This is a genomic window from Pseudomonas sp. WS 5010 (genome assembly GCF_012985565.1).
Taxonomy (GTDB): Bacteria; Pseudomonadota; Gammaproteobacteria; order Pseudomonadales; family Pseudomonadaceae; genus Aquipseudomonas.
The window spans coordinates 630,800-655,553 of sequence record NZ_JAAQWQ010000002.1 but is presented as its reverse complement, the minus strand read 5'-3'; the positions used below and the strand labels follow the sequence as shown (position 1 = coordinate 655,553).

Annotated in this window: 18 protein-coding genes and 1 pseudogene; 7 read left to right on the top strand and 12 right to left on the bottom strand. The window is 58.5% G+C overall.

The window, feature by feature from the left end; all coding sequences use genetic code 11:
* Positions 1 to 181: 181 nt before the first annotated feature.
* The 8 genes from HBO11_RS07600 to HBO11_RS07565 all read right to left on the bottom strand — a co-directional run bounded on the left by HBO11_RS07600 (position 182) and on the right by HBO11_RS07565 (position 9,594).
* Positions 182 to 1,285 (bottom strand): Glu/Leu/Phe/Val dehydrogenase, encoded by a 1,104-nt coding sequence (locus tag HBO11_RS07600; protein WP_169951521.1) that lies wholly within the window; start codon positions 1,283 to 1,285, stop codon positions 182 to 184.
* A gap of 2 nt (positions 1,286 to 1,287) precedes the next feature.
* Positions 1,288 to 4,182: a type I polyketide synthase gene (locus HBO11_RS07595; RefSeq protein WP_169951523.1), complete on the bottom strand. Its 2,895-nt coding sequence runs from the start codon at positions 4,180 to 4,182 to the stop codon at positions 1,288 to 1,290.
* Positions 4,183 to 4,195: 13 nt separating this feature from the next.
* On the bottom strand, positions 4,196 to 4,771 hold the full coding sequence (locus HBO11_RS07590; RefSeq protein ID WP_169951525.1) for a hypothetical protein: 576 nt from the start codon (positions 4,769 to 4,771) through the stop codon (positions 4,196 to 4,198).
* Between the two features lie 4 nt (positions 4,772 to 4,775).
* Complete coding sequence (locus tag HBO11_RS07585; protein WP_169951527.1) at positions 4,776 to 5,804, bottom strand: pyridoxal-phosphate dependent enzyme; 1,029 nt, start codon at positions 5,802 to 5,804, stop codon at positions 4,776 to 4,778.
* Positions 5,805 to 5,847: 43 nt separating this feature from the next.
* Entirely contained in the window at positions 5,848 to 6,603 is a 756-nt protein-coding gene (locus HBO11_RS07580; protein ID WP_169951529.1) for an alpha/beta fold hydrolase, read from the bottom strand.
* On the bottom strand, positions 6,600 to 8,222 hold the full coding sequence (locus HBO11_RS07575) for an AMP-binding protein (protein ID WP_169951531.1): 1,623 nt from the start codon (positions 8,220 to 8,222) through the stop codon (positions 6,600 to 6,602). Before HBO11_RS07575 ends, HBO11_RS07580 begins: the two co-directional genes overlap by 4 nt.
* Entirely contained in the window at positions 8,219 to 8,482 is a 264-nt protein-coding gene (locus HBO11_RS07570; RefSeq protein WP_169951533.1) for a hypothetical protein, read from the bottom strand. Before HBO11_RS07570 ends, HBO11_RS07575 begins: the two co-directional genes overlap by 4 nt.
* A gap of 479 nt (positions 8,483 to 8,961) precedes the next feature.
* Positions 8,962 to 9,594 (bottom strand): TetR/AcrR family transcriptional regulator, encoded by a 633-nt coding sequence (locus HBO11_RS07565; RefSeq protein WP_169951535.1) that lies wholly within the window; start codon positions 9,592 to 9,594, stop codon positions 8,962 to 8,964.
* 189 nt (positions 9,595 to 9,783) lie between these two features.
* Between HBO11_RS07565 and HBO11_RS07560 the strand changes: the two genes are divergently transcribed.
* Complete coding sequence (locus tag HBO11_RS07560; protein WP_169951537.1) at positions 9,784 to 11,268, top strand: DHA2 family efflux MFS transporter permease subunit; 1,485 nt, start codon at positions 9,784 to 9,786, stop codon at positions 11,266 to 11,268.
* Between the two features lie 181 nt (positions 11,269 to 11,449).
* Here HBO11_RS07560 and HBO11_RS07555 read toward each other — a convergent pair.
* Both HBO11_RS07555 and HBO11_RS07550 read right to left on the bottom strand, forming a co-directional pair.
* Positions 11,450 to 12,149 (bottom strand): annotated as a pseudogene (locus HBO11_RS07555) (integrase family protein); the annotation flags it as partial.
* A 198-nt stretch (positions 12,150 to 12,347) separates the two neighbouring features.
* Positions 12,348 to 13,262 (bottom strand): LysR family transcriptional regulator, encoded by a 915-nt coding sequence (locus HBO11_RS07550; protein ID WP_262376887.1) that lies wholly within the window; start codon positions 13,260 to 13,262, stop codon positions 12,348 to 12,350.
* A 247-nt stretch (positions 13,263 to 13,509) separates the two neighbouring features.
* On the opposite strand from HBO11_RS07550, the gene HBO11_RS07545 reads away from it, so the two are divergent.
* The 4 genes from HBO11_RS07545 to pgm all read left to right on the top strand — a co-directional run bounded on the left by HBO11_RS07545 (position 13,510) and on the right by pgm (position 19,821).
* Entirely contained in the window at positions 13,510 to 14,532 is a 1,023-nt protein-coding gene (locus HBO11_RS07545) for a zinc-dependent alcohol dehydrogenase family protein (RefSeq protein WP_169951539.1), read from the top strand.
* Between the two features lie 689 nt (positions 14,533 to 15,221).
* On the top strand, positions 15,222 to 16,631 hold the full coding sequence (locus HBO11_RS07540) for a hypothetical protein (protein WP_262381000.1): 1,410 nt from the start codon (positions 15,222 to 15,224) through the stop codon (positions 16,629 to 16,631).
* 28 nt (positions 16,632 to 16,659) lie between these two features.
* Positions 16,660 to 18,060, top strand: a complete 1,401-nt coding sequence (locus HBO11_RS07535; RefSeq protein WP_170041439.1) for a PLP-dependent aminotransferase family protein — start codon at positions 16,660 to 16,662, stop codon at positions 18,058 to 18,060.
* 114 nt (positions 18,061 to 18,174) lie between these two features.
* Positions 18,175 to 19,821, top strand: a complete 1,647-nt coding sequence (gene pgm, locus HBO11_RS07530; protein ID WP_169951545.1) for a phosphoglucomutase (alpha-D-glucose-1,6-bisphosphate-dependent) — start codon at positions 18,175 to 18,177, stop codon at positions 19,819 to 19,821.
* Between the two features lie 130 nt (positions 19,822 to 19,951).
* Here the strand turns inward: pgm and HBO11_RS07525 are convergent, their stop codons facing one another.
* The gene (locus HBO11_RS07525; protein WP_169951547.1) at positions 19,952 to 20,647 is read right to left on the bottom strand and encodes a pirin family protein; all 696 of its coding nucleotides are present in this window, start codon (positions 20,645 to 20,647) and stop codon (positions 19,952 to 19,954) included.
* A gap of 227 nt (positions 20,648 to 20,874) precedes the next feature.
* Between HBO11_RS07525 and HBO11_RS07520 the strand changes: the two genes are divergently transcribed.
* Positions 20,875 to 23,328, top strand: a complete 2,454-nt coding sequence (locus HBO11_RS07520) for a UvrD-helicase domain-containing protein (RefSeq protein ID WP_169951549.1) — start codon at positions 20,875 to 20,877, stop codon at positions 23,326 to 23,328.
* Between the two features lie 46 nt (positions 23,329 to 23,374).
* Here HBO11_RS07520 and HBO11_RS07515 read toward each other — a convergent pair whose 3' ends face one another.
* Positions 23,375 to 23,647: a DUF1652 domain-containing protein gene (locus HBO11_RS07515; RefSeq protein ID WP_169951551.1), complete on the bottom strand. Its 273-nt coding sequence runs from the start codon at positions 23,645 to 23,647 to the stop codon at positions 23,375 to 23,377.
* A 257-nt stretch (positions 23,648 to 23,904) separates the two neighbouring features.
* Between HBO11_RS07515 and HBO11_RS07510 the strand changes: the two genes are divergently transcribed.
* The gene (locus HBO11_RS07510; protein WP_169951553.1) at positions 23,905 to 24,729 is read left to right on the top strand and encodes a helix-turn-helix domain-containing protein; all 825 of its coding nucleotides are present in this window, start codon (positions 23,905 to 23,907) and stop codon (positions 24,727 to 24,729) included.
* The last annotated feature ends 25 nt before the right edge of the window (positions 24,730 to 24,754 follow it).

Here is a 24,754-nt window from a genome sequence, read left to right as displayed (position 1 = left end):
TTGTAATGGAAGTCCCGGTTACTGCGTGATGCGTCAAGCAAATTAAATACGTTGGAAGAATGGCTCTTCCAGATAAGTTGGGTATGTGCGAGATCTTTAAAGTTTAAATGCTTGTGATGGGCCAGCGGTGCCGCCAAGTTATAACAAACCCACAGCTATCCCCTTCATTGTCCTCTTATGTCTAAACCGCGAAGCTGCGCGCGTCTATATCAGCGTGGATAGACGGATCGTGCCGTTGGGATACGTCGAGGTCTACATTATTTCCGGCATGAAAATAGGTTCGCGATAACAGTGTGGGAATATTGCATCCCAGCAGTTCTGCCCGTTTGATCAACTCGCCGGTCTTAGTACCGATCAATGCCCCTGTATAGTTGTTTGCCTGATCCTGTGTCATCGCACGAAAAACATCAGGGAACGATCGCTCGATGCTGTCACAGATAACCGCTCCGGCGTTGCTTACATAATCAGGAACATAACCAACCCCACGCGCCAGAAGCCTCGCTTCTGCTTGAGTACTGTCAAACGGTGTGTTGGAGCTACTGATAACCCAGCGCGCGCGTATACGTTCAACCGTGGGCAGATCAAGGATTCTGGAGAGGGACGCAATGCACAGCACATCCGGGGCGCTTGACCAGAAATCCTCCTCGCTCAACATGCACAGGCCGGCCGGAATATCGCTAATGGGCTTTACGTCGAAGCCGATCACGTTGTACCCATGGGCGAGACATTGCCTGGCAACTTCAAAGCCCACCTTGCCCATGCCGTGAATGGCTACAAGAGGCGTTCCGTTGATTCTCGGAGAGCACTTCAGTACCGCCTTCAGGGCACTCCAGACACCAAATCCGGTGGCAATTGACGTGCTGATCTGAGGGCTGTCCATGGCATCCAGAATCCACGGGGTGGATTTTCTCAGGTACGTCATATGCGCACTGCTTGTATTGATGTCACACCCTGTGTACATCGAGCCGGCATAGCGGTTCAGGGTTTCTCCGATGGCATCGAATACGTGTGGGGCCTCATCAGGTAGCGCACTGCTATTTACGACGATTTTCCCGCCGCTGAAGCCGGTTCGATAAAAACCATGTTTCAGATCCATCGCACTTGCCAACATGATTGCTTCATCTTTTTGATGTGACAGTGTTTTATATCGACTCCAACGGATACCTCCATTGCTGGGCATCGCATGCCGGTGGGGCGAGCAGGCGATGGTGAATGAACTCTGACTGTCTACCACTACAGTTTCGACTTCATAGACACCGAACGTTGGATGAGTGATGGTTGCCATGACTATGCGTTCCCTTCTTTAGGATGAATGTGAATGCTGTTAGCGGCGCCGGCATCCGTCAGGCATGTACATAGGCCCGACGGTGTGGGATCAGCCAGGAAGTCAGATACGTTCAACACGACCCCGAGTTCGGAGTCTGCAAATGCAATCAGTTGGAACGCCGCCAAGGAATCCCCGCCATCGTCACTGAACAACTGATACTGGCTGGATGGAGGCGTCCCGGTGACCTTCTCCCAAAGTGCGGCAGCGGCCTGTGCAACGGTGTTGTACCTTCGCGACTCAGGCTGCTGTGCGGGTTCGGCCGTACGAGGTGTGCTGCCCTGCGTCTCAAGCGTCACGCCGTGACGTTGTCGGTCGAAGGGGTAGGGCGTTAACGGGATGGTTCTGGCCGGCAGGTTCCACGACGGGCGCCAGTCAATGTCCACACCGGCCATCCAGATTTTCTGAAGCGCGGTATGCCACACCTCATGCTCTGGCGATTTGTCTCGCTCGCCACGCATCGTGCGAATCGCGGTGTCTCGCGGCCGCAGTGCCATTGTCAAGGCCGTCAAGGTCGTGCCGGGGCCCACTTCGACAAATAGCGTCCCTTCACGAACCGCAATGGTGGTAAGCGCCTCCAGGTATCTCACCGGCTCACGCGCGTGCCGCGCCCAGTAGGCTCCGTCGAGGCGGTCTGACGAGTCGAATGCTGTGCCGTGCAGGGTCGAGTGGAAGCGAATATCCGAAGGCGCCGCCTTGGCGGTCGGCGCGGCGGCTGCCAGTTCGTCCAGGATGGGGGCCATCATGGACGAGTGAAACCCATGGGATACCGTCAAACCACGGCAACGTATGCCGAGGCTGGTCAATGAGCGCTGTATGCGCTCGATCGCGGCCTTGGTACCGGAGAGAACGCAGGCCTCTGTGGCGTTGACGGCGGCTAGCGAAACGTCGTCCGCGAGCCAATCCCGGCAGGCTTGCTCACTCATGGAGACGGCGAGCATGGAGCCAGCTGGCAATTCAGACATCAACCTGCCCCGTCGAGCAGCGAACAGCAGTGCTTCTTCGGCGGTCAGCATTCCGGCGATGCAGGCGCCTGCGATTTCGCCCACGCTGTGACCGACGATTGCGTCAGGTACGACGCCGTGCCGAATGAGGAACCGGGCCATCGCGATTTGAACTGCAACGAGCGCGGGCTGTGCCGTCGCGGTATCGGTCAGGTCGGTGTCAGCATTTCCATCCAGCAGGAAGGAGACATCGACATCCGCTTGTTCTCGCAGCAGACGTACCAAGGCATGAAGATCACTTGCGAAATGTCGGTTCGACTTGGCCAGGCCGGTGGCCATGCCGAGGAACTGACTGCCCTGGCCCGGGAACTGGAAAACGATGTCCGGCTTGCGGCGGCCGGTATCGCGTACCGGGTCAGCGACCTGCAGTGCGCCGTCCTTGTCCGCACACAAGGTTGCGCGATACCTGAGCGCTCGACGCGTGGTTTGGGCGCTCCACGCCGTGCGGTCCGCGGGGAGCCCGGCGAGTTCTGCGCGGTAGGCCCGTATCAGCCTGTGGCAGGCAGCCTCGCTTTGCCCGGTTACGGGAATGACTGAAGGAAAATCGGTCGCGGCGGTCGTCGTCTCATCGAGAGCTTGTGGCGAACGCGCCAGCACTACGTGCGCATTTGTCCCGCCGATTCCAAAAGCACTGACCCCAATGGCGCTGCGACTATCCGTTGTATGCCACGGCTCAGCGATTGCGGGAAAGTAAAACGGGCTGGTATCCAATGCTATCGAAGGGTTTACCTCGTCCATGTGGATCTGTGGCGCTATGAAACCATGCTGGATCTGGAGCACGGCCTTGATCAGCCCTGCCATCCCCGCGCATGTTTCCAGGTGCCCTACGTTGGCCTTCACTGAGCCAAGTGCGCAGGAGTTGTGTCCTTTCCCGGGCATTGCAAACAGGTCGTTCAATGCGTTGAACTCAATGGGATCACCGGCAATTGTCCCGGTCCCGTGCGCCTCCATCGCCCGCATGTCCATGGGCGTGAGATGGGCATCGAGCATGGCCGCGCTGATCACGCGTCGTTGTCCGTCGACGCTGGTGGTGGTGAAACCCACCTTGCGGGCGCCATCGTTGTTGACGGCGCAGCCTTTGATTACGGCTAACACGCGTTGCCCCTCAGCGAGCGCCAGGGATAACGGTTTCAGAACCACTAGCGCGACACCGCTGCCAAACACCGTCCCTGTCGCTTTGCTGGAGAAAGGCATGCAGTGGCCATTCTGTGCGTAGATCATGCCTCGCTGAGTCCGGTAAGGCGCACGTTGCGGAAACCGCAACGTGCATCCACCGGCCAGCGCTACTCGACATCGCCCTGCGCGTAAGGCCTCGACGGCCTCTGCGACGGCGACGAGCGATGTAGCGCAGGCTGCCTGCACACCGAGTACCGGCCCCTCTATGCCCAGGTGCCACGCCGCCCGCGTGACCAAGTAGTCCTTATCATTGGTAATTTGCAGCTCGAACCCTGACGGCTGGAATTTTTCCATGAGGTCGGACGCTTGCAAGTGGCCAAGGTAGGCTGAGCTACTGCAGCCGGCAAACAAACCGGTGTCGGGCATTTGCCCGGGTTTGATACCGCTATGCTCGAGCGCATGCCACGCGCACTCGAGGAATAGTCGGTGCTGAGGGTCCATCAAGGCTGCATCACGATGACCCACGCCAAAAAACGTGGCATCGAATGACAGTACGTTGTCATTCAACGGTGCGGCAAATGGCATGGTCTGCGCATCGGTAGGCGTATCACCGAGTTCGATTACCGACTCGACGCCGTTCACCAGGTTGTGCCAGTACTGCTCAAGGGTGTTGGCGCCAGGAAACCTGCAAGCCATACCAATGACTGCAATGTCGCGGTCCACGTGCTGATCGTACATGCGACCTCCGAATTCAATCAGTCGTGTATCCGCGGCGTACCCGGCCCTGAATCGCTTCGTCGGCCGCTTCGATCGGAATCAGCAATACAAAGGCCCGATAGCGCTCGCGCGGGACCTCTTGATACAGTTGCCGTACCCCAATCATCCCGGTCACCTCACCGGTGACACCGGTGGCAAACAATGATTGCCATCGCCCTTGCCAAATGGCGGATGAATTCCAGACCCCCGCTGTCTCGATTCTGCCCAAGCGTGTATCTGCGGTTTCCCGATAATAGGAGATCACGTCTTTATCCAGGCTTGCGATCTTCCAACCTTCGCCGCTGATGGTGCCGATTTCGACGCCGTCATCCCCGATCCATCGATCAATATGCGAGTTGACATCGCCCACAGTGGGCCTGTCGTCAGCCTGTGCCTTGAACTGAATATCGCTGAGTTCAAGCAGTGGCAGCATGACGAAGCGATCGGTGCCTATGCGCTCTGCAACAATCTGCCGGGCTTTGTTGAGCCCGTCGGGAAGGTCCAACTGAGCTCTGGCCAGATCGGCCAGGCTCACCAGATTTGACATCATGTCCTGTTCATTAATGGGCATAGCATTAGCTCCTTGTCGTTTGACGCTCGTTATCGAGCAACTGCCGGCCCCGCTCGCGGTCGGCGTCGCTGCCGGCGTCGGGGAAGATGGTGACTACACTGGCCTCCTTGTCGAGTTCAGAGGCGACGTTACACGCGACGATCCAGTTGGCCGCGGCCGAACCGCCAATTGGGATGCCGGTTTCCTCGAAGAACCGGAACATGGCTTTGAGAGACTCCTCATGTGAGACGGTCTGGAACGGCACTTCGTAGGGAATCAACGAGACAAACGGTTGCCGGAACCCGAAACCAAATCCTCCTGCGCCTGCGAATCTGGCAGTTCGGTTTGGAGGTTCCATTGTGCCAAATGGCAGTTCGCGAGGCGTGCACCCGACGACGCGCAGGTCCTGGTTTTGCTGCGCCAGCGCTGCGTATACGCCGGCAAGCGTACCTCCAGTGCCGATGGCTGCTACCCAGGCATCGGGGCGTCGGCCGTCGAGCTGACGGCAGATCTCGGCGCCGGTGTGATACTGATGCACCGATGTGTTTACCAAGTTCAGATGCTGGGATAGCAAGGTCCAGCCTGGCTCCGTGCAGGCGATCTGCTGGCTGCGGGCGATGATGCCAAGCAGAAAATGGCTGCTGTCCACCTTCGTGACAATCGCGTTGCTATCGCTCAAGGATTGAAGCAATACCTCTGGCGCTGAGTCGGGTATCACCACGTGCACGGGCAGGCCGCATAGATGCCCCAAATGAGCTAAAGCCTTGGCCATGTTGCCACCCGACGAATCAAGAAGCTTGAGCGGGCCCTGATCAAAGTCGTGAGCATTGATCGCATCACAAAACAAGCCGAAGGCCACGCGATCCTTGATCGACCCGGAAGGGTTCTTCGACTCCAGCTTGGCGAAGATTCGACCTCCGTTCTGTGGCCCCGGCACTTCCACGAGCGGGGTGTTTCCCAGCGACGCACTGAAGTCCCTGAGTTGGGGAAACATATCCAGCGCTTTGGCAGGGCTGGGAGCTGCTGATTGAGCATTGAAAAGGTCGAAATCCATGACAAATTTCCCATTACGCGTTTGGGTTGAATGAACGTAGAGGTCACGCCGTACGAGAGGGGCCCAGGATGGTGTCCACTACCAACGGCTCATTGCCGAGAAAGTAGAAGTGCCCGCCTGGAAAAACCTCTAGCACTGGATGTTTGGGCAGCAATTGAGACCACTCGAAGAACTGCTTTCTGTCGATCAACGGATCGTTGTCGCCCGCGAATAGGCGGGTCGTGGGCAAGTCACCCACCGGCAACTTCGCAAGCTTTTGAAGAAGCGCCAGGTCTTGACGAACAGCTGAAGCAACAACCGTCTGAGCGGTGTCAGCGGAGGTGCTCAACTCGGGCACTTCGCCAAGCCCCATCGCACGCTCTGCAAGCTGGTCGACATCCTGCTGTGATTGAAGGATTGTCTGCAGCGACACCGGTGCCATCTGAGACGACAGGATGAGTTGAGCCACCCTGAATCTCGACGATGCCAGGGAGGACGCTATATGCAGTGCGAGCAAGGCGCCCATGCTGTGCCCAAAGAGTGTGGTGGGCGCGATGCCAAGAAGACTGGCCAACCCCCTCATGCAGCGTTGGATAGCTGCGTGTGGGTCGCTCCAGTTCACTGTCGCGTTGCTCGTGCCTGGTTGAGGGTATTGCATTATTACGAGGTCCACGTCCGCAGGCAGGTGGTCTCGCCACGCTCTATAGAACTCGCAACTACCGCCAGCGTGAGGGAACACAACCAGTTGATGTCGCACAGGCACTGAGGCCGCGAAGCTAAATCTAATGGCACCTTCGGCCTGGGCTTGTATGAGCTTCATAGCTCACCCGACCCGGATGCTTGTGCTTCGCTTTGGCGCTCGCCGTAGATTTGAGCGCGTAGAGACGCGCGGTCAATTTTGCCGATGCCTTTGCGCGGAATCGCCTCTATCAGGACTAGCCTCTCCGGCAGTTTGAATTGCGCTATACCAACAATCTCCAGGTGCCGTCGGACTTCGGATAACGAAAGCTGTTCTCCTTCGTGCACTACGGCAAACAGGCAAGGCACTTCGCCGAAGCGCTGGTCGGATATACCCACCACCGCGACGTCCTGGATCTTCGCGTGCTGTTTAGTAAGCGCTTCAATCTCTTCCGGGCTGAATTTTTCTCCACCGCGATTGATTGAGTCGGTCAATCGCCCATCGATATAGACGTTGCCCGCCGAATCAAGGTGGGCCATGTCGCCGGTTCGGTAATACCCGTCTTGCGTGAAGGCGCGGGAAGTCGCCAGCGGATTGTTGAAATACGAAGATATGGTGTAGGGGCCGCGGGTGATTAATTCACCTGATTGGCCAAGCGGGACCGGCGTGCCGTCGCTGTCCACAATCAGGACCTCATCTTGCTCGGACAACGGGCGGCCCTGTGAGTTGAATCGGACGCTGTCCGAATCAGTCTCGCGGGTGAAGCAAAGAAGCCCTTCGCTCATCCCGTAGCACTGCTGGATACGCATCCCTAACCTTGATTCAGCAAGGGCTGCGAGATCAGCAGGCAGGCGCGACCCACCGACTTGAATGTGCCTTAATGTCTGAGGTGCAATCCCTTGCTGATTCACTCGATCAAGCCACTGGGCCAGTAATGCTGGAACCAGCGTCGAATGTGTTACTTCATGGTTTGTGATCAGTCTCAAAGCCGTTTGCGCGGACGTGTCCGGGGACAGAACCACGGTTCCCCCGCAAAGGAGGGTGCCGAGAATGCCCGGGCAGTTGATGACAAAACCGTGAGATATGGGCAGCACCGCCAGATAGGAGGAGGAGTGACTGAGTTCGAATACCCGGCAAGCTTCAGCGATCATGTAGCTGTAGCCTGCGTTTTTTCTAGCGATGGGCTTCGGGAGTCCTGTCGTCCCGCTCGACAGCAGCATCATCGCTGTATCTTCTGCACCCATCTGTGTCGCGCGCAGTTCATGCGCTGACGCGTTGTCACATGACGCTGAGCAGAATTCCCTGAGCGCTAGCCAGTCTGAATTGTCGCCGTTGTCAGGCTCATCAATAAGACCCAGCACCACGTCCAAACCTTCTTCACGACTTACAGTGCTGGCCACACCCACTGCGCTGAAGCGACGGTTACCTTTGGTCATGGCCATGACACGAGGCCTGACCATTTTCAGGACGTGTCGCAATTCTTGTTCGCGATAGGCGGGAAGGAGTGGCACTGGAGCCGCGCCGGTTATCAGCGTCGCAAGCATCAAGATGACAGCATCGGCGCAGTTGGGTAACTGAAACGCGACATGATCGCCTTTCGAGATGCCTAGGGCTCGCAGCCGTGCGGCTGTAGAGGCAACTCGCGACTTCAATTGCGCATAGGAAATAATTTCGCCATCGGCAATTAAAGCAGGTGCATCTCCGCCCTTGTTTAGGACCACGGCCAACTGTTCGTTCAGTGATGCAGGATGAGGACTCATTTCGTACCCCCGGCACGAAGGCCGTCAGTTGCGTGTGCTGACTCGATCAGTCGCTCAAGCTCTCGCAAGGTATGGTCATGCGTATCCCAAAGCGAAAATCCGCCACATCCCAACTGCTCCAGCATCAGTTGCAGCTCCAGCGTTTCCGCCGAGCTCAGGCCCAGATCAGTGCGCAGCCTCCAGTCACCGGCGGCTGACGCGAGCAGCTCGGGCGGTAACCCTATTTCCTTCAGCAGCACAATTACCTGTGTCGACGTCATTCCTTGAACTCCAGATTAATCCTTAATGAGAATTATTAACTCATGACTGCCGGTCAGTCAACAAGGCGTTTATGAGTTTTTTTGGGTCGCAGGAAATGAAGGGGGCAACACAGGATTCGCGGCTTTTGTGAGTTCTACCGAAGAAGGCGAAGTGGTACGCAGGCAAGTGCTGCGCCTTGAGCCTGGGACGAGCGTTAATGTAGGTCGCGATTACAGCGAATCGGCGAGGACTTGAGTTAGCGCGGATCGCTGCAACGCCCGACGGGCACGAGAACGACGAATTGACGCTGGATATGGGGGCGGACGCAGCGACGAACCTGAATCGCCTGGGCGGAAAAACGCCACTGACGCCGATAAAACGATCACGTAACGTTCCGCAAGGTCAGGGAAGAGGCGGCCACCGGGGTTAAAGCGGAGTCGATAGGTGCCGCTTTGGAGATAACGCTTGCCACTGATTTTCAACATCAGCCGCCGGGCTTTCAGTTGGACTCCTCAGCCACGTTAATCAGGCGAAGGCATACGGAGGTAACATCACGAGCAAATTGCTCACAATCGGTGCCCTCATTAGCGATCGCATCATCGGTGACCCCATGCACGCCGGCATAGATTATCAAGGCCGTGATTCGGGGCTGATCAAATCGCCAGGTGCCTGCTTCATTGCCTCCCAGCAGAATGTCTTGCAACTGTTCCAGGATGGCATTTTTTTCTTGATTGCTACGATTGTGGTGATGGTGGTTTGTGTAAACGATGTCGTGCGTTCTATACGTTTCGACATAGGCAATAACGTTTGTATGGATCCAGGTGCGCAGGCGCGCCAGCCAATCTCCGGGAGCGCACTTATCCACCTCTTCCTCAAGACGACGCAGAAACTGCGCGGTGTAACGTTGCCCCATCGCTTCAAGCAACTCATTTTTGGAAGAAAAGTAAATATAAAAAGTACCCTTCGCTACCTGCGCCAGTTCGGCGATCCCGTCAATGGTAGTGGCTTCGACGCCCTGTGCTAAAAACAGCGTTTCTGCGGCGGCCATCAATTCATCGAGGCGTATGTGCGCAGGCTTGGTTCGCGGCGTTTTCGAGGTAGGTGGCTCGACTTGGCTTTTCTTATATTTCATCGCTGTTTGGGGCCCTGCATAAAAGTTGACTGGCTAGGAGAGGAAGAGGCATCTGTACGAGCCTTTCAGCCCTGACTATCGGTCGGTCAATTGTATCTTGGCGACGCCATCAAGCGAAGTCTTCTTATTGACTGACTGTCAGTCAGTGGATAGGATCAAGGTAAGTTCCTTAACGTAAGTTGGACTCCGATGCGCAAATATCGAATTCACGCCTTGGTCGCTGCCGCCTATCTCGGAACATTTCTCGCGACGCTGGACATCAGCATCGTCAACGTCGCACTGCCTACCCTTCAGACAGCGTTACAAACTGACTTGGCGGGTCTTCAATGGGTCGTCAACATCTACGCAGTCGCATTGTCCGCGGTGATGCTATCTGCCGGACCTCTTGGTGATCGCTATGGGCACAAACGGGTTTGGCTTGGTAGCGTTTTGCTCTTTGTGGTTGGATCGGTCATCTGCTCGCTGGCTAGCCAACTGCCGATGCTTTTGTGGGGGCGAGCTGTCCAAGGCGTTGCTGGCGCTATGCTTATACCGGGGGCAATGCCGATTCTGGCTCACGCATTCCCTGATCCCGGCCAGCGGGCGCGGGCGATTGGCGGGTGGTCCGCTTTTAGCGCACTCGCGTTGATTTGCGGGCCGTTAGTGGGGGGGATATTGGTCGAGCGTGTCGGGTGGCAGAGCATTTTCCTGGTCAATGTCCCGCTTGGCATTCTGGCAACTGTGCTGGGTGCGTATGGTATTCCCGAGCGCAAGCATCTCGATCACGCGGCGTTCGATCCAGCAGGGCAGGCGCTTAGCATGCTATGGCTGGGGGCACTCAGCTATGGCCTCATTGGAATCGGGGAACATGGCAGTTCGCCCGATAGGGTTTTAATCCCTTTGCTTACTGCCGCAGTGGGCTTCATCGCATTCGTATGGGTTGAGTTGCGCGTCGAACGGCCTCTGTTTCCGATCAAATTATTCCGTAGTCGCCCGCTGGTGCTGGCCAATCTGGCGTCGTTTATTCTCGGCTTCTCCAGTTACAGCAGCCTCTTCTTTTTGTCCCTTTTTCTCCAGCAAGTACAGGGGAGCAGCCCGGAGATTACTGGTTGGAAACTAATGCCGCAGTTCGTCATGATGGCACTGGCCTCCTTGTTTTTCGGGCGATTCGTGGCGTGGTTCTCGATGAAGTTCCTGATGGTCACAGGTTATGCGCTGATAGGTCTGGCCTTGTGCGCCATGGTCGTTTTCAATCCATGGACTCCCTATCTCGGGATTGGATTGATCCTTGCCGTACTGGGTTTTGGAACAGGGTTATCAGTACCCGCAACCGGCATGATGGTCATGGGCTGCGTCCCGCCTGAACGTGCCGGCATTGCATCCGCGACAATGAACGCCTTGAGGCAGACCGGAATGGCTTTGGGAATCGCTATTTTAGGTAGCACCATGAGTGTTTATGCGGTCAATAGGCTTACTGTTGAAATACAAGACAGTGGGCCAAGTCATGCAGCTAATTTGGCTCGGCGAGCGATAGTGGACCATGTTTTTCCGTCGACTCAGCCCTGGGTTGTCGATCTTTACAGGTCAGCGATGGCGGGTGGCTTTGGTCTCGTCATGATCTGCGCAGGCCTGGCATGCCTGGCGATATCAGGTCTGCTGTTTTTCTTTTTTACTCATAGGCCTGCGGATGCTTGAACTCGTGGAGCGGGGGGCTATTAGAAACGGAAACTTACGAACGCCCCTGCGCAAAACGCCAGAAAGCCGTGTGTTCAGTTTGTACCGGATCTGCCCTGCTGACTTTCGCGATAACGAGACTTATCTGAGTAACCTGCACAGCTCCCGCGCCTCTTCAGATGTCTGTTAAGTCTTTCGGTAAGTAAACCGGTGAGACGAACACCCAGCCTTTGCCTTCTTCATCCACCACGCGGATTCTATGTAGCTCGCGTAACAGAACCAAGGCTTGCTCAGGCAACGGCACTATGTGTTTGCTTTTGTCCAGGTGTTTGGTCTTGCTCACCACATAACGCCAATCGGCGCCCACCCAGTCGACATCTTCCCAGCGCATCTGAACCAGTTCGCCTGGGCGGACCGGTAACATGACCAGCAGGCGCATTGCGGCGGCAACGCTGCCGTCGTTGCAGTCATCAAGGCGTAGAAGAAACCTGCCTAGATCGGCCGGCCGTTCGTTCGCCGGGTTGCTGGTGACGACATGGCGGATCTTCAATTCCTCAATGTTGCTGAGCGCTACGTTGCGATCAATCCAGCCGCGCCCTTCAGCAAACCCCAGGACGGCGCGGATGATGGTGCGCACACGCCGGGCCATCGCCAGTGTGCGCTGGCGGCGCAGCTCGGTAATGATCGTGGCGTGCGCCGCGGGCAATGTCGCGCGCCTCCTTGAGACCAATGTCGGGGTATGCGCCGATGGAGAAGCGGTTTTCCTTGCCATGCAGGCGATACTTCAATCGCCAAACCTTGGAAGGGGATTTTCCGACCTTGCTCGACGCCCTTACCGCCAAGTAGAGCCCAGGGACTTCGCCATCGGCGTGTTTGCCGGGTTCGGTCAGCGAGCGGATCAAGGTATCGCTGAGTTTTCGTTTGAAAACAACCGCATTATCTGGAGCGTCGGTGGGGGCATCCTTTTAAGGAACCGGAATTTGCCCCCAGTTATGCCCCTATGAGTCGTGGAATCCATCGGATTTAGACAGACGGAAGTAGACTTAAATTATCAATAAGTCGTTGTTATAAACGCTTTTATGGAATTTAGTGGAATTGCATTACAGGCTATCGGGGTCGCCAAAGAACATCTGAATCCGCGACCGCAACCACCGCTCCCCCGGATCATTATCCTGGGAGCCGCGCCACGCCATGTGCAGTTCAAAGCTGCGCACCGGCAACGGCGGGTCTTCGGCGCGCAGGCCGCCGGCGGCGGTCAGGGCTTCGGCGGTGTAGTCGGGGACGGTCGCCAGGATGTCGGTGCCGGCCAGTAGGGTGCCCAGGCCGTTGAATTGCGGGACCGCGAGCACCACATGGCGTTTGCGGTCAAGTTTCTCCAGCTCTTCATCAATAAACCCGCTGAGATCGCCGGCAAACGAGACCAGGGCGTGGGGGCGGGCGCAGAAGTCGTCCAGGCTCAGGGCGCCGGGTACGCTGTCGGCGCGCAACAGTTTGGGCAGGCTGCGGCGCAGCAGTTTGCGCTTGGCGTTGGCCGGCAGGTCGGCGGTGTAGCTGACGCCAATGGAGATCTCCCCGGAGGCCAGCAGGCCCGGCATCAGGATGTAGTTGACGCGACGGATCACCAGCACGATGCCCGGCGCTTCGGCGCGCAGGCGCTTGAGCAGTGGCGGCAGCAGGGCGAACTCGACGTCGTCCGACAGGCCGATGCGAAACACTGCGGTGCTGGTGGCCGGGTCGAACTCGGCGGCGCGGCTGACGGCGGTGGAAATCGAATCCAGGGCCGGCGACAGCAGGGCGAAAATCTCCACGGCTCGGGCCGTGGGCTCCATGCTGCGCCCGGTCCGCACAAACAGCGGGTCATCGAACAGCCCGCGCAAGCGCGACAAGGCAGCGCTGATGGCCGGCTGGCCGAGGAACAATTTCTCGGCCGCGCGGGTCACACTGCGCTCATGCATCAAGGTTTCGAATACGATCAACAGGTTCAGGTCGACACGACGCAGGTCGTTACGGTTCATCTTGTGTCCTGGCAGATTCAGCGAACTTGACGTGAACGGCCACATGATAACAATGGCCGGCGTGAATCTTACGGGGAAAGGCTGGTACTCTGCACCGGCTAATTCAGATTTCCTACGCTGCCTGGTGTTTTTTCCTAGGCGGTGGAATCAATGACAGACATGACGACTATTAATGGCGACCGGTGGCCTTGCCCCGAAAGCCCAGATAAAGTTCATGGCATTAGAGGTTACTTTGGCGAGGTTTGCGATGTCCCGCACGATCCGTTTTCACAAGTTTGGTCCGGCCGAGGTGCTCAAGTGCGAAGAGCATGAAGCCACGTTGCCCGCACCGGGCGAAGTGCAGGTGCGTGTCGAGGCGATTGGCATCAGTTGGTACGACATTCTCTGGCGCCAGAACCTGGCGTCGTCCCACGCCCGGCTGCCTTCCGGTCTTGGCCATGAAATGGCCGGCGTGGTCGTGGCGCTGGGCGAGGGCGTCGAGGACCTGGCGGTGGGCGACAAGGTCGCTAGCTTCCCGGCCGAAAGCCCCAATGATTACCCGGTATATGGCGAGTTGATTGTGCTGCCCCGTTCGGCCCTGACCCGTTACCCGGACGTATTGAGCCCGGTGCAGGCCAGCGTGCATTACACGCCACTGTTGATTGCCTACTTTGCCTATATCGACCTGGCGCGGGCCAAGCCTGGGCAGTTCGCCCTGGTCACCGATGCCAGCCATTGTGCCGGGCCTTCGTTCGTGCAATTGGGCAAGGCCCTGGGGGTGCGGGTGATCGCGGCCACCAAATCACCGGACGAGCGCGAGTACCTGCTGTCCCTGGGCGCCGAAAAGGTCATCGTCACCGAAGAGCAGGACTTGCTGATGCAAATCAACAAGTTCACCGATGGGCGCGGCGTGGATGTGGTGTTCGACGGCCTGGGTGGCCCGCAGATGTCGCTGCTGGGCGATGTGCTCGCGCCACGTGGCAGCCTGGTGTTGTATGGCCTGCAAGGCGGCAACCAGACGCCATTCCCGGCCTGCGCCGCGTTCCAGAAGAACATCCAGTTCTTTGTGCACTGCATCGGCAACTTCACCGGCAAGCCGGAGCTGGGCATCGCCCAGGACCAGGCTGCGCTGCAACGGGCGCTACGTGAGATCAACCAATTGACTGCCGACGGGCTGCTGATACCCCTCAAGACCCGGGTATTTGCCTTCAGCGAATTTGTCGATGCACACCGCTATATGGACGAATGCCCATGTCGCGAGCGGGTGGCGTTGCAGGTTGAAGCCGTTTGATCTGTGGGAATGTTCGTAATCGGACATTCCGCCTACGCTGCCCATGGGGCAAATACGCCATTTGAAAGGACAGTACCTACGCCCTTGGCACCAGGACTGTCACCGTTTCCCCCCTGTAAAACCTGCCTTTTAAGCCGCCGCCGCCCTGAATCCCAGAGCCGCGGCATTTTGCGTGGGCCCCGCAACAAGTGCCAAGCTGTTGATCTGCACTGGTTTTTACGCTGAGTCTGTATCTTTTAATCATCAAGCAAGCGCTGATAATTGCCCGGTCACTTTCATCTCAAGGACTGAGCAATGATTGCAGAAAACAAATCACAACAGCGGTTCGCTGTAACTAGTAAGTCGCCTTGTATGCCGGGCAAAGGATGTTGGTCGGTAGATAGAGTGCGAACTAAATCCGGTAGTTTCCCTGCGCTGTATATGTCAGACCATTCTTGATTGTCTGAGTTAAATTCCACTAGGAAGCTGTAAGACCGTTCCTAGGCTGGCCAACAGGCCGGTGTAGGGGCTTTCTTCAACAGCTGATGGCATCTTCGCAGGGATGTTCCGACTGGCGCTTTGTTGTGCGGTGCTAACATTTAGCTATCAGCCTTAGTCGCAACAGGCGTCAACTCCAAGCAAACCGCAGGACGGACAGGCACGCCTAACTGCTTGCCCGGAACTGACAGTTAACTTCAGGTAGTAAAGCTATGAGCGCTATTCACGAACAAGCCATGAATTATGTTTACCAGCAAGTATTGCAACGCTTACAGGGCTACTTCTCGCGAGCGGAGCGAACTGCACTTCAATTATTGATTCAGCGGTTGATTGTGGCGGCAGGCGGCATCGAACAGATCGGTGACTACAAAGTATTGGTCGCCCATGGGGGCGGCAGAGGCAGCAGTTATGCATTGGCCTTCCTGCGTGCCGCCCAATTGACCATCGCCGGCCGGGCGCCGAGGAGTTTCCAGTTGCGCGTCGCAACCCTGCGGCATACGGGAATGACGCAAGCCGCGCTGGACAGCATTCATCGTGGCTACAGCGCATTGTTTTTCCATGACGACCCCCGGGTCGAGCTGATGATGGTGGAAAACCAGGAGGTCTTGCCCTTCAACCACCTGCGTCCGGCTTCGACAACTGGGCAGGATATCGGCCGGCGCAATATGTTGATGGTCGGGCATAGGAGTTGCGGGGATATTCGCACCAGCCTGTGTAACGATGGCTACTTGTCCCTGGGGGATTTCTATCGGCGCATTACCGCCTGGGACGGTGGGGTGCACGCCCTGGTCAGCAGTGATTCGCCGCGCAAGCAAAACCAATACCTGGCGTGGCTGGTCAAGACTACCCGTGCGGCGGGCATGAAAGGTCACTCTGGCCGGCCCCTGGCGCTCACCGCCCTGTTTACTCGCATGGACGATTGCAGCGTTGGCTATTACCGCGATGTGTATGGCGAGTACTATGCGGCACAGGATGCATCTTCCAAGGAAGTGCATCGCCACCTGGCCTACATCGGCGTCGCCGACCTGTTATGCACCGGGGAGCTGGACTGCACCGCATTGCTCAACGATTTCATGGGTTACAAGCAAGATGAGTTTGCCTTTCAGTTCAGCACCCCGGCCTACGCCAACCCATTGATGATGGCGCACATGCATGGCCTGCACGCCGAAGTGTTGCTGGGCATTGACTATCAGCAGGGCGTCAGAGGGTTTATCGAACAGGCCACAGGTTTTATGCGCCGCAAAAGAATCCCCGAACTGCTGATTGCCCAAGCCGGTACTCCGGACGGGCGCATGCTGGCGACGACTTACGCGCGCGAGTTTTTTGGCCTGGAAGAAAGCCAATTGGTCTGCCTGTTGTTTTCACCGTTTATCCAACAAGGCCAGCGGCTGGAAGCGTTCTTGCGCCGCTGCCACCCCGGCATGCTGGTGGCGCTGCCCGAACTGCACAAAGCCCTGGAGGGCAAGGCGTCGGCCGAATTGATCCAGCATTGGATTGTCGATACCAGCGGTTTGCCGCTGGCGTTGTTGCAGCATTTGTACCGCAACGATCTGGCGGCCAATGCCGCCTGCATCAACAGCGAGGAGCCGGTCACAGGGCCGCACGGCGTGCCAGGACGCTGAAGGTGGGTGTGCGACGGCAGAAAACGTCATGAGTGAGGACAAGCAGGCAGACTTCGCCTATCAGGCCGTGTATCGCTACATGATCAACCTGATCAATGAAGTGGGCGGTGAGGCGAGGGTCAAGCTGCCGTCGTTGCGACACCTGGCCGAGCGTTTGAGCGTGTCGATTTCCACCATTCAATACGCTTATTCGCTGCTGGAAAAGGAGGGCAGGGTGTACTCGGTGGCCAAGTCCGGTTACTACGCCTTGCCCATTGCCAGCACCACCCCGTGCTGCACCGCCGGTGATTTGCTCGAGCGCCTGTATGCCGGGGCGCGCAGGCCGGGGATGTTGGTGCTCAGTGCCGATGAGCCGGCGCAGCTGCTGTCCTTGGACGGCCCATTGCTGCAATTGGAGCGTGAGCTGGTGCGCCAGTACCCGCGCCAGTTGCAGCCCTATTCCCAGCCCTGTGGGATCTGGGAACTGCGTGCGGCTTTGGCGGCGCGCTACACCCGTTCGCCTACACGATGCTGGCAGGCGGATGACGTCTATATCGGCGCTGACCTGCGGGGCGTGCTGGCCATCCTGATCGAAGTCCTGGCCCTCAAAGGGGCGGCGGTGCTGGTGGAGTCGCCGTGTGACTGGCTCGTGCTGCGGCTGCTGCAAGACGCCGAAGTGCGGGTGATCGAGTGGCCGTGCAACGAGCAGGGACGGCTGGACCTTGCGTATCTGGAGCAGCAGTTGCGTAGCGAGGGCGTGCAACTGGCATTGTTATCCTCGACCCCCGGCCTGGCCACCGGCAAAGCCTTGACCCTGGCCGAGCAGGCGCAACTGGCAGGATTGCTGGAGCAACATGGCTGTTGGCTGCTGGAGAACGACATCCATGGCGGCTTGGAATTCGAGGCGTGCGCCGGCTACTTGCGGGACCTGGTGAATCCTGAGCGGCTGATGGTGTTTTCTACCTTCGAGAAACTCATGGGCCCGGAAGCGCCCTATGGTTACCTGCTGTCGCGGCACATGAGCACGCAATTGCAGCGCCAGTTCCTGTTGCGCGCGTTTCGTTTGTCGTCCATTCGCCAGCGGGCGATTGCCCGGCTGGACCACAATGGCCGCCTGGACCAGCACTTGCTGGAGCTGCGCGCACTGCTCAAGGAACACGCGGCAGCGATGCACAAGCGTCTGGAGCAGCATCTGGGCGAGCGCGTGACATACCGCCAGCCCCAGGCAGGCGCCACCTATTGGTTGCGCTCGACCGAGGCTGTGGATATGCGCCGGGTATTCCAGAACATGCTGGCGCGCCAGGTGGTGATCGCCCCTGGTGAGTTGTTCAGTGTCAGTGGCCTGTACCAGCAGCACTTTCGTTTGAGTCATGTGTTCAGCTCCCACCATAGCCTGGACCTGGTCCTGGAAGAGTTGGCGCGGGCACTCAAGCAGGGGCAGAATGGATGATTTGGTGTTGCGGGAAATATCCCTAATTATTGTGGGATAGATACCGTCGCATGGCGGTCGAACTCCCAGTAAACTGCATTCCTTTTCCGAATCCTTCTTTTCAGAGGTTTTTGCATGACTCTCAGTCCTTTTGCGGGCAAACCGGCACCGGCTCAATTGCTGGTGGACATCCCGCGACTGGTAACGGCCTATTACACCGGCCAGCCCGATGCAGCAATCTCCACTCAGCGCGTGGCATTTGGTACCTCCGGGCACCGTGGCAGCTCTTTTGACTTGAGCTTCAACGAATGGCACGTGCTCGCCATCAGTCAGGCCATTTGCCTGTACCGCGAGGCGCAAGGTATCAATGGCCCGCTGTTTGTCGGCCTCGACACCCATGCGCTGTCCACCCCGGCGGGCGCCAGTGCGCTGGAAGTACTGGCGGCCAACGGCGTGCATGTAATGCTCGCCGAGGGCGATGAATACACACCCACCCCGGCGATTTCCCACGCCATCATCTGCTACAACCGTGGCCGCACCAGCGGGCTGGCGGATGGCATTGTCATCACCCCGTCCCACAACCCGCCCCAGAGCGGCGGCTATAAGTACAACCCGCCCAACGGTGGCCCGGCCGATACCCATGTCACCAAGTGGATCGAGGCCAAGGCCAACGAGCTGCTGGCGGCCAAACTGGCCGGGGTCAAGCGCATTACCCACGCGCAGGCGTTGAAAGCCGACACCACCCACCGCCATGACTACCTCAACACCTACGTGGCCGACCTGATCAATGTGATCGACATGGACGCCATCCGCAGTGCCGATCTGCGCCTGGGCGTGGATCCGCTGGGCGGAGCCGGGGTGCGCTACTGGTCGGCCATCGCCGAGCACTACCGTTTGAACCTGGAAGTGGTGAACACCGAGGTCGACCCGACTTTCCGCTTCATGAGCGTGGATTGGGACGGCCAGATTCGCATGGACCCATCCTCCAGCTATGCGATGCAAGGCCTGATCGGCCTCAAGGACCGCTTCGACGTGGCATTTGCCTGCGACCCGGACCACGACCGTCACGGCATCGTTACCCCGTCGGGCGGGCTGTTGGCGCCGAACAACTACCTGGCCGTGTCCATCGACTACCTGTTCCAGAACCGTCCCCAGTGGCGTGCTGATGCTGCCGTTGGCAAGACCGTGGTCAGCAGTGGCTTGATCGACCGCGTGGCCGCGCGCATTGGCCGGCGCCTGTACGAAGTGCCGGTGGGCTTCAAGTGGTTTGCCGATGGCCTGTTCGAAGGCTCGCTGGGCTTTGGCGGCGAAGAAAGCGCGGGGGCTTCGTTTTTGCGTAAGGATGGCACTGTCTGGAGCACGGACAAGGATGGCTTGATCCCGGCCTTGCTGGCCGCGGAAATGACCTCGCGCAAAGGCCAGGACCCAAGCCAGATCTACCGTGGCCTGACCGACGCCCTGGGCGAACCCTTCGCCATTCGTGTGGATGCCAAGGCCACGCCGGCGCAGAAGGCGCTACTGGGCAAGCTGGCGCCGGCGCAGGTCACGTCCACGCAGTTGGCCGGGGAAAGCATCCAGCAGATCCTCAGCCATGCACCGGGTAACGACCAGGCGATTGGCGGGCTGAAAGTCATGACCGAAAACGGCTGGTTTGCCGCACGGCCATCGGGCACCGAGGATATCTACAAGATCTATGCCGAGAGCTTCATTGGCGAAGATCACCTCAAGCGCCTGGTGGAAGAGGCGCAGGTGTTGGTGGACGGCGCCATCACCCCGAACTGACACACAGTTGTAAAAAATGTGGGAGCGGGCTTGCCCGCGATGGCGGTGGATCAGTCAATGAATCGGTGACTGACCCAACGCCATCGCGGGCAAGCCCGCTCCCACAGTTTGTTTAGTGCCTGGCTTGGGATCAGGCCAGGTCCACCAGCACCACTTCGCTGTCTTCGAGCGCGGTCACTCGCAGCACGCGTTCATCCTCTACCGCAACGCCGTCCCGCGCCTGCGCTCGCAAGCCATTCACATCGATCACCCCAGTGGCCGGCACCAGATACGCGCGGCGTCCTGCATCCAGGTGATACTCGGCACTTTCCCCGGCCTTCAGGTTGGCCGCCACCAGGCGCGCGTCGGCACGGATCCGCAGGCTTTGATTGTCGCCGTGCTTGCCGCTGGCCAAGGTCACGAAGCCTTCGCGCTCGCCCTTGGGAAACGGCTTGGCACCCCAGGAAGGGGGCAAACCCGCTTCATTGGGAATGATCCAGATCTGGAAAATCTTGGTTGCCGTGGCTTCCAGGTTGTATTCACTGTGGGCTATCCCGGTGCCAGCGCTCATTACCTGTACGTCGCCAGCCTCGGTGCGGCCTTTGTTGCCCAGGTTGTCCGCGTGGCTTATGGCACCTTCACGTACATAGGTGATGATTTCCATATCCCGATGCGGATGCTGGGGGAAACCGGTACCGGGCGCGATGATGTCGTCGTTCCACACCCGCAGGTTGCCCCAGTGCATACGCTTAGGGTCATGGTACTCAGCGAATGAAAAGTGGTGATGGGCATCCAGCCAACCGTGATTGGCAGCGCCCAGGGAGGTAAAAGGTCGAAGTTCAAGCATGATCGTCTCCTGTTGATGGGCCTATCTTCTATCAGAGCATCATCGATAAAAAGCGTAAAAAATGCCTTATTTCAATCAAATTATTCGATTGGTTTGTGGTCGCGAGAACTCGACCCGATCTTCACTTCATCGCCTAACCACATGAAGCCAAAGCAATTGGCTGGAACTGTCGGAGGTTTCCGGCGACCATAGCGTCTCTGTCCGCTCAAGCCCCCGCAGGAGTCCGCGTGCCGCAACACACCCCCGATCTGCCCCCCGAACTGCGCCCGCTGGCGCAAATGCCGCTATTCAAGCGCCTGGCTGCCCGGCTGTTTGGCCATGGTTTAACGCGCCTGCGGGCCCAGCATCGTTTTTCGTGGCTGCATGGCCAGGCCGACGGGTTTCGCAGCGGGCATGAGGCGGGCGTGGAGTATGGCTACCAGGAGGGCAGGCGCGATGGCATCGAGGAAGGGCGCCAGGTCCTGTTGATCCGTGACTATCGCAGCGATGAGCATCGCGTCCCGGGTGTCGACGACAGCCTGTTCGACGATTGGCGCCTGCCACTGACCGCGGAGCTAAAAAAACGTATCAAGGCCGATGTGGCGCGCCTGCTACCGGCCCATGCGCAGCCCAGCGCAGCCCAGTGGAAGATGATCTTCAGCGACACCCCATCCACTTCGGTGATTGCCGGTGCCGGTGCCGGCAAGTCCACGTCGCTGGTCCTGCGGATCCTGCTGCTGACGCATTACCTGGGCTTTGAGCTGAGCTCCATGACCGTGGTGACCTTCACCCGTGAATCGCGCAAGGACTTCATCAACAAGCTCATGCAGATTCTCCAGCTGTGGGGCCAACCCCTTGGTTTGAAAGAAGCCCAGGCTGTGGTGCGCACGTTTCACTCGCGCATCCTGCCCATGGTCCGCAGCCTGCCGGGCTTAGAGCGGTTGCAGGCGTTCGAGAACCTGCACCACGGTACGTACGACGAGGAGGCCGATAGCAACCCCTTCGACCTGCGCATCAACGATGCCCAACGCCAGCAACTCAACGCCTGTTATCACGGGCTCCATGGTCGGCATGCGCGCTTTCGCGAGCTGATGGCGCCCATGGCCCGCCACGCCCTGCAGCTCAAGGAGCTGGAGCGCGACCACCCGGATGTACAAAAGCGCGTGGCGGTTACCGAGTTGGCAGCCAAGCGCGACGAAGAGCTGTGCGATGTGATCGAGGACCTGTGGTTGCGCGCCGGCGCATGGCCGATCCAGGGCATCGAGCCAAACCGCCAGAGCGTTGAAATCAATGGTGCGCCGTTCCATTGCCATGGCTACTGCGCCGAACTGGATGCCTGGGTGGTGCTGGGTTTCGACTCCCGGGAAAACCCGCAGATTGCCCGCCCTGGGGCCAAGCTGTCGGTACGCGCGGAATGGGCGGTCAAGCGCACCTTGTTTCAAGCTTTCTGTCGTAAGCCATTGATATGGATAGATAGCTACGAGTCATCCAGTCGCCTGTTGAGCAGCCTGGCGGCAGATACCACCTCGGGGCCGGGGTTTGATTACAAGGTCAAGGGTGAACTGGCTTCGGCGCCGCTGCTGGATTGTTTCGTCACCGCCGCCGGGTTTATCGAAAACCTCGGCCTGGACGTGCCCACGGCTGTAGGCCAGATGAGCTTTGCCAAGGATGACCCGGATCGCGGCTTCTTCGAGGCCCTGGGTATTTTCTGGAAGGCCCTGGAAGATCACCTGCTGGACCAGTCGCCGCCGATCATGACCTATAACCGCATGTTTTCGCTGTTTGGCGAGAACACCCCGGAAAACCTCAAGTTGCTCAACGATGGGCTGTTGCGCCCGCTGTCGCACTTGATGATCGACGAATTCCAGGATGTCTCGCCGCAGATCGTCTCGTGGATCCGCGCCAGCCTGCGCGAAATCCGCAGTCGTGGGCCGGCGATGCATGTGGGGCGCGGTGCCCAGCATTCCTCGCTGCTCTGCGTGGGTGATGACTGGCAGTCGATCTATGGCTGGCGCGGCAGCTCGCCCAAATACTTCATGGAGTTCAACAAGGAGTTCCCGTCACCGGCCACCACTCGGGTGATGCTCGGGGAGAACTTTCGTAGTCACCAGCACATCATCGATGCGGCCGAACACATCGTTAAAGCCGCACCGGCGATCAGCGGCAAAAAGGCCAAGGCCAGCGGCGTAGATCGGGCATTGGTGCCGGTACAGGTGCTTGATCGCGACGAGGCAGCCTTGGCCCAGCAGTTGTTGGCGCACTATCAGCGTGGCGAATCGGTATTGATGTTGTATCGAAAAGGTAGCGATAAGCTATTGATTCAAGAGCATATTCAAACTGTAGTTAATCTTGATTCTAGCTTGCCGCCCGCCATGCGCCGCCTCAAGCAACTGACCTACCACAGCGCCAAGGGCCTACAGGCGGATGCGGTGTTTCTGCTCGGCGATTGCCAGCACCTGACCCGCTCGCCGTACAAGAACCAGGTGTACCGCATGGCGGGCCTGGGCAAGGACGGTGATGCCGAGCCCTATGACAATGCGCAAAAAGACGAGGTGCTGCGCCTGGCCTATGTCGGGATTACCCGGGCGGTGAGCCATTGCTATTGGTATGTCGAAGGGCAGGATGGCCAGGGCACGAATGCGCCGAAGGCGTCGGATCGGGTGGTGGGGAGCAAGGCGTTCTTCGATGACCGCCGCCGTTAGATCCCTGTAGGAGCTGCCTCGCGAAGCGAAACAGCCCCTACGCAGTTCAGGCCTGCCGCAGTTGCGGGCGCACAAACGAGTCCAGCTCAGCCTCGATTGCCTCGATAATCCGCTCCACATCCGTGGCGTTCATCACCGTGGCGCAAGGAATGCCGGCGATGGCAATCAGGGTTTCGCCACTCTCTCGGTCAAACAATCGCGCGATCATGCTGCCAGGCGCGTCCATGCTGCCTTCAAAGCCAACCGGGTGAAAGTGCCAGCGCATCAACTGGCATGCATTGGGGAACGTCACTTTGTTCATGTTGCCAACCTTGTTCATTGAGCACTTCCTTTAGCTCGCGGCAAGGGCGTCAGGTCCATCAATAGTCCTGACGGTGAAGCTTAAAAAATAGCACTCGCTGGCAATAAGTACCGGGGTTTTTTCTGTCCGTTCGGCGCTTCCTTGCGAGAAGTTTGACGTGGGTCATGTCTTACAAATGCTTAGGCAAAAGGCCATTACTTAAAACTGTCAATTGGCCATTGAAGCACCCGGTAAAGTTGTGCAAGCTCCAGGCTTTAGCCGTTTTCGAGTGTTGTATGCCACAGACCGTCCCGGCCGATTGCCCGCAACAGACCCAAGCGACTGCCGACGTGGTATTGCGCCATCACTTGTGTTGGAAGCACCGCGACCTGGACGGGGTAATGGCGCACTATCACCCGGATATCCAGTACCACGACTTCTTCCAGAACCGCGTAGTGTGCTTCGACCAGTTGCGTGAGTACCTGCAAGCCAGCATGCCGCGCGACCCCGACGAGGCGATTGAGCACACCGATCGCATCCGCACCGACGGCGATACCGCATTTATCCAGTATCGCGTGACCTTGCGCGGTGGCCAGGGCCTGGTGTCGTTTCGCACCAGTGAGGCGATTACCGTACGTGACGGGCTGATCTGGCGCGTCAACGAATACGCGTCCCTGGTGCACGAGCCCGCCACCAGCCGTTCCCAGTCCCAGGCCACACGGCCGACCGTCAGCCGCCTGGGCCTGTCGCCCCAGCAACTGAGCTACCTGGCCAACGATTTGCAGCAGTACTTCCAGCGCCAGCAACCCTATCTCGACCCCGAACTGGACCTGCAACGGGTGGCCAAGGAATGTGGCTACAGCCGCAACCAGATTTCCTACCTGCTCAACCAGGTGCTGGGGCAGAGCTTCTACCGCTACGTCAACCAGGCCCGCCTGCAACATTTGCTGGCGGCACTGGATGGCGCCACGCCGCCGATCCGCATTGATGAGCTGGCATTTGCCGCCGGTTTCAACTCGTTGTCGGCGTTCTACAGCTGTTTCCGCCAGCACACCGGCCTGTCGCCCAAGGCCTACGTCAAACAAATTTCCCTGCGTGCACGCGCGCAAGACGACGACTGAAGCCAGGCACTAGGATCACGCCATC

Excerpts from the sequence above, each read along its gene's own strand:
- HBO11_RS07600 (WP_169951521.1), bottom strand. The coding sequence starts at position 1,285 with ATGGCAACCATCACTCATCCAACGTTCGGTGTCTATGAAGTCGAAACT.
- HBO11_RS07595 (WP_169951523.1), bottom strand. The coding sequence starts at position 4,182 with ATGTACGATCAGCACGTGGACCGCGACATTGCAGTCATTGGTATGGCT.
- HBO11_RS07590 (WP_169951525.1), bottom strand. The coding sequence starts at position 4,771 with ATGCCCATTAATGAACAGGACATGATGTCAAATCTGGTGAGCCTGGCC.
- HBO11_RS07585 (WP_169951527.1), bottom strand. The coding sequence starts at position 5,804 with ATGGATTTCGACCTTTTCAATGCTCAATCAGCAGCTCCCAGCCCTGCC.
- HBO11_RS07580 (WP_169951529.1), bottom strand. The coding sequence starts at position 6,603 with ATGAAGCTCATACAAGCCCAGGCCGAAGGTGCCATTAGATTTAGCTTC.
- HBO11_RS07575 (WP_169951531.1), bottom strand. The coding sequence starts at position 8,222 with ATGAGTCCTCATCCTGCATCACTGAACGAACAGTTGGCCGTGGTCCTA.
- HBO11_RS07570 (WP_169951533.1), bottom strand. The coding sequence starts at position 8,482 with ATGACGTCGACACAGGTAATTGTGCTGCTGAAGGAAATAGGGTTACCG.
- HBO11_RS07565 (WP_169951535.1), bottom strand. The coding sequence starts at position 9,594 with ATGAAATATAAGAAAAGCCAAGTCGAGCCACCTACCTCGAAAACGCCG.
- HBO11_RS07560 (WP_169951537.1), top strand. The coding sequence starts at position 9,784 with ATGCGCAAATATCGAATTCACGCCTTGGTCGCTGCCGCCTATCTCGGA.
- HBO11_RS07550 (WP_262376887.1), bottom strand. The coding sequence starts at position 13,262 with ATGAACCGTAACGACCTGCGTCGTGTCGACCTGAACCTGTTGATCGTA.
- HBO11_RS07545 (WP_169951539.1), top strand. The coding sequence starts at position 13,510 with ATGTCCCGCACGATCCGTTTTCACAAGTTTGGTCCGGCCGAGGTGCTC.
- HBO11_RS07540 (WP_262381000.1), top strand. The coding sequence starts at position 15,222 with ATGAGCGCTATTCACGAACAAGCCATGAATTATGTTTACCAGCAAGTA.
- HBO11_RS07535 (WP_170041439.1), top strand. The coding sequence starts at position 16,660 with ATGAGTGAGGACAAGCAGGCAGACTTCGCCTATCAGGCCGTGTATCGC.
- pgm (WP_169951545.1), top strand. The coding sequence starts at position 18,175 with ATGACTCTCAGTCCTTTTGCGGGCAAACCGGCACCGGCTCAATTGCTG.
- HBO11_RS07525 (WP_169951547.1), bottom strand. The coding sequence starts at position 20,647 with ATGCTTGAACTTCGACCTTTTACCTCCCTGGGCGCTGCCAATCACGGT.
- HBO11_RS07515 (WP_169951551.1), bottom strand. The coding sequence starts at position 23,647 with ATGAACAAGGTTGGCAACATGAACAAAGTGACGTTCCCCAATGCATGC.
- HBO11_RS07510 (WP_169951553.1), top strand. The coding sequence starts at position 23,905 with ATGCCACAGACCGTCCCGGCCGATTGCCCGCAACAGACCCAAGCGACT.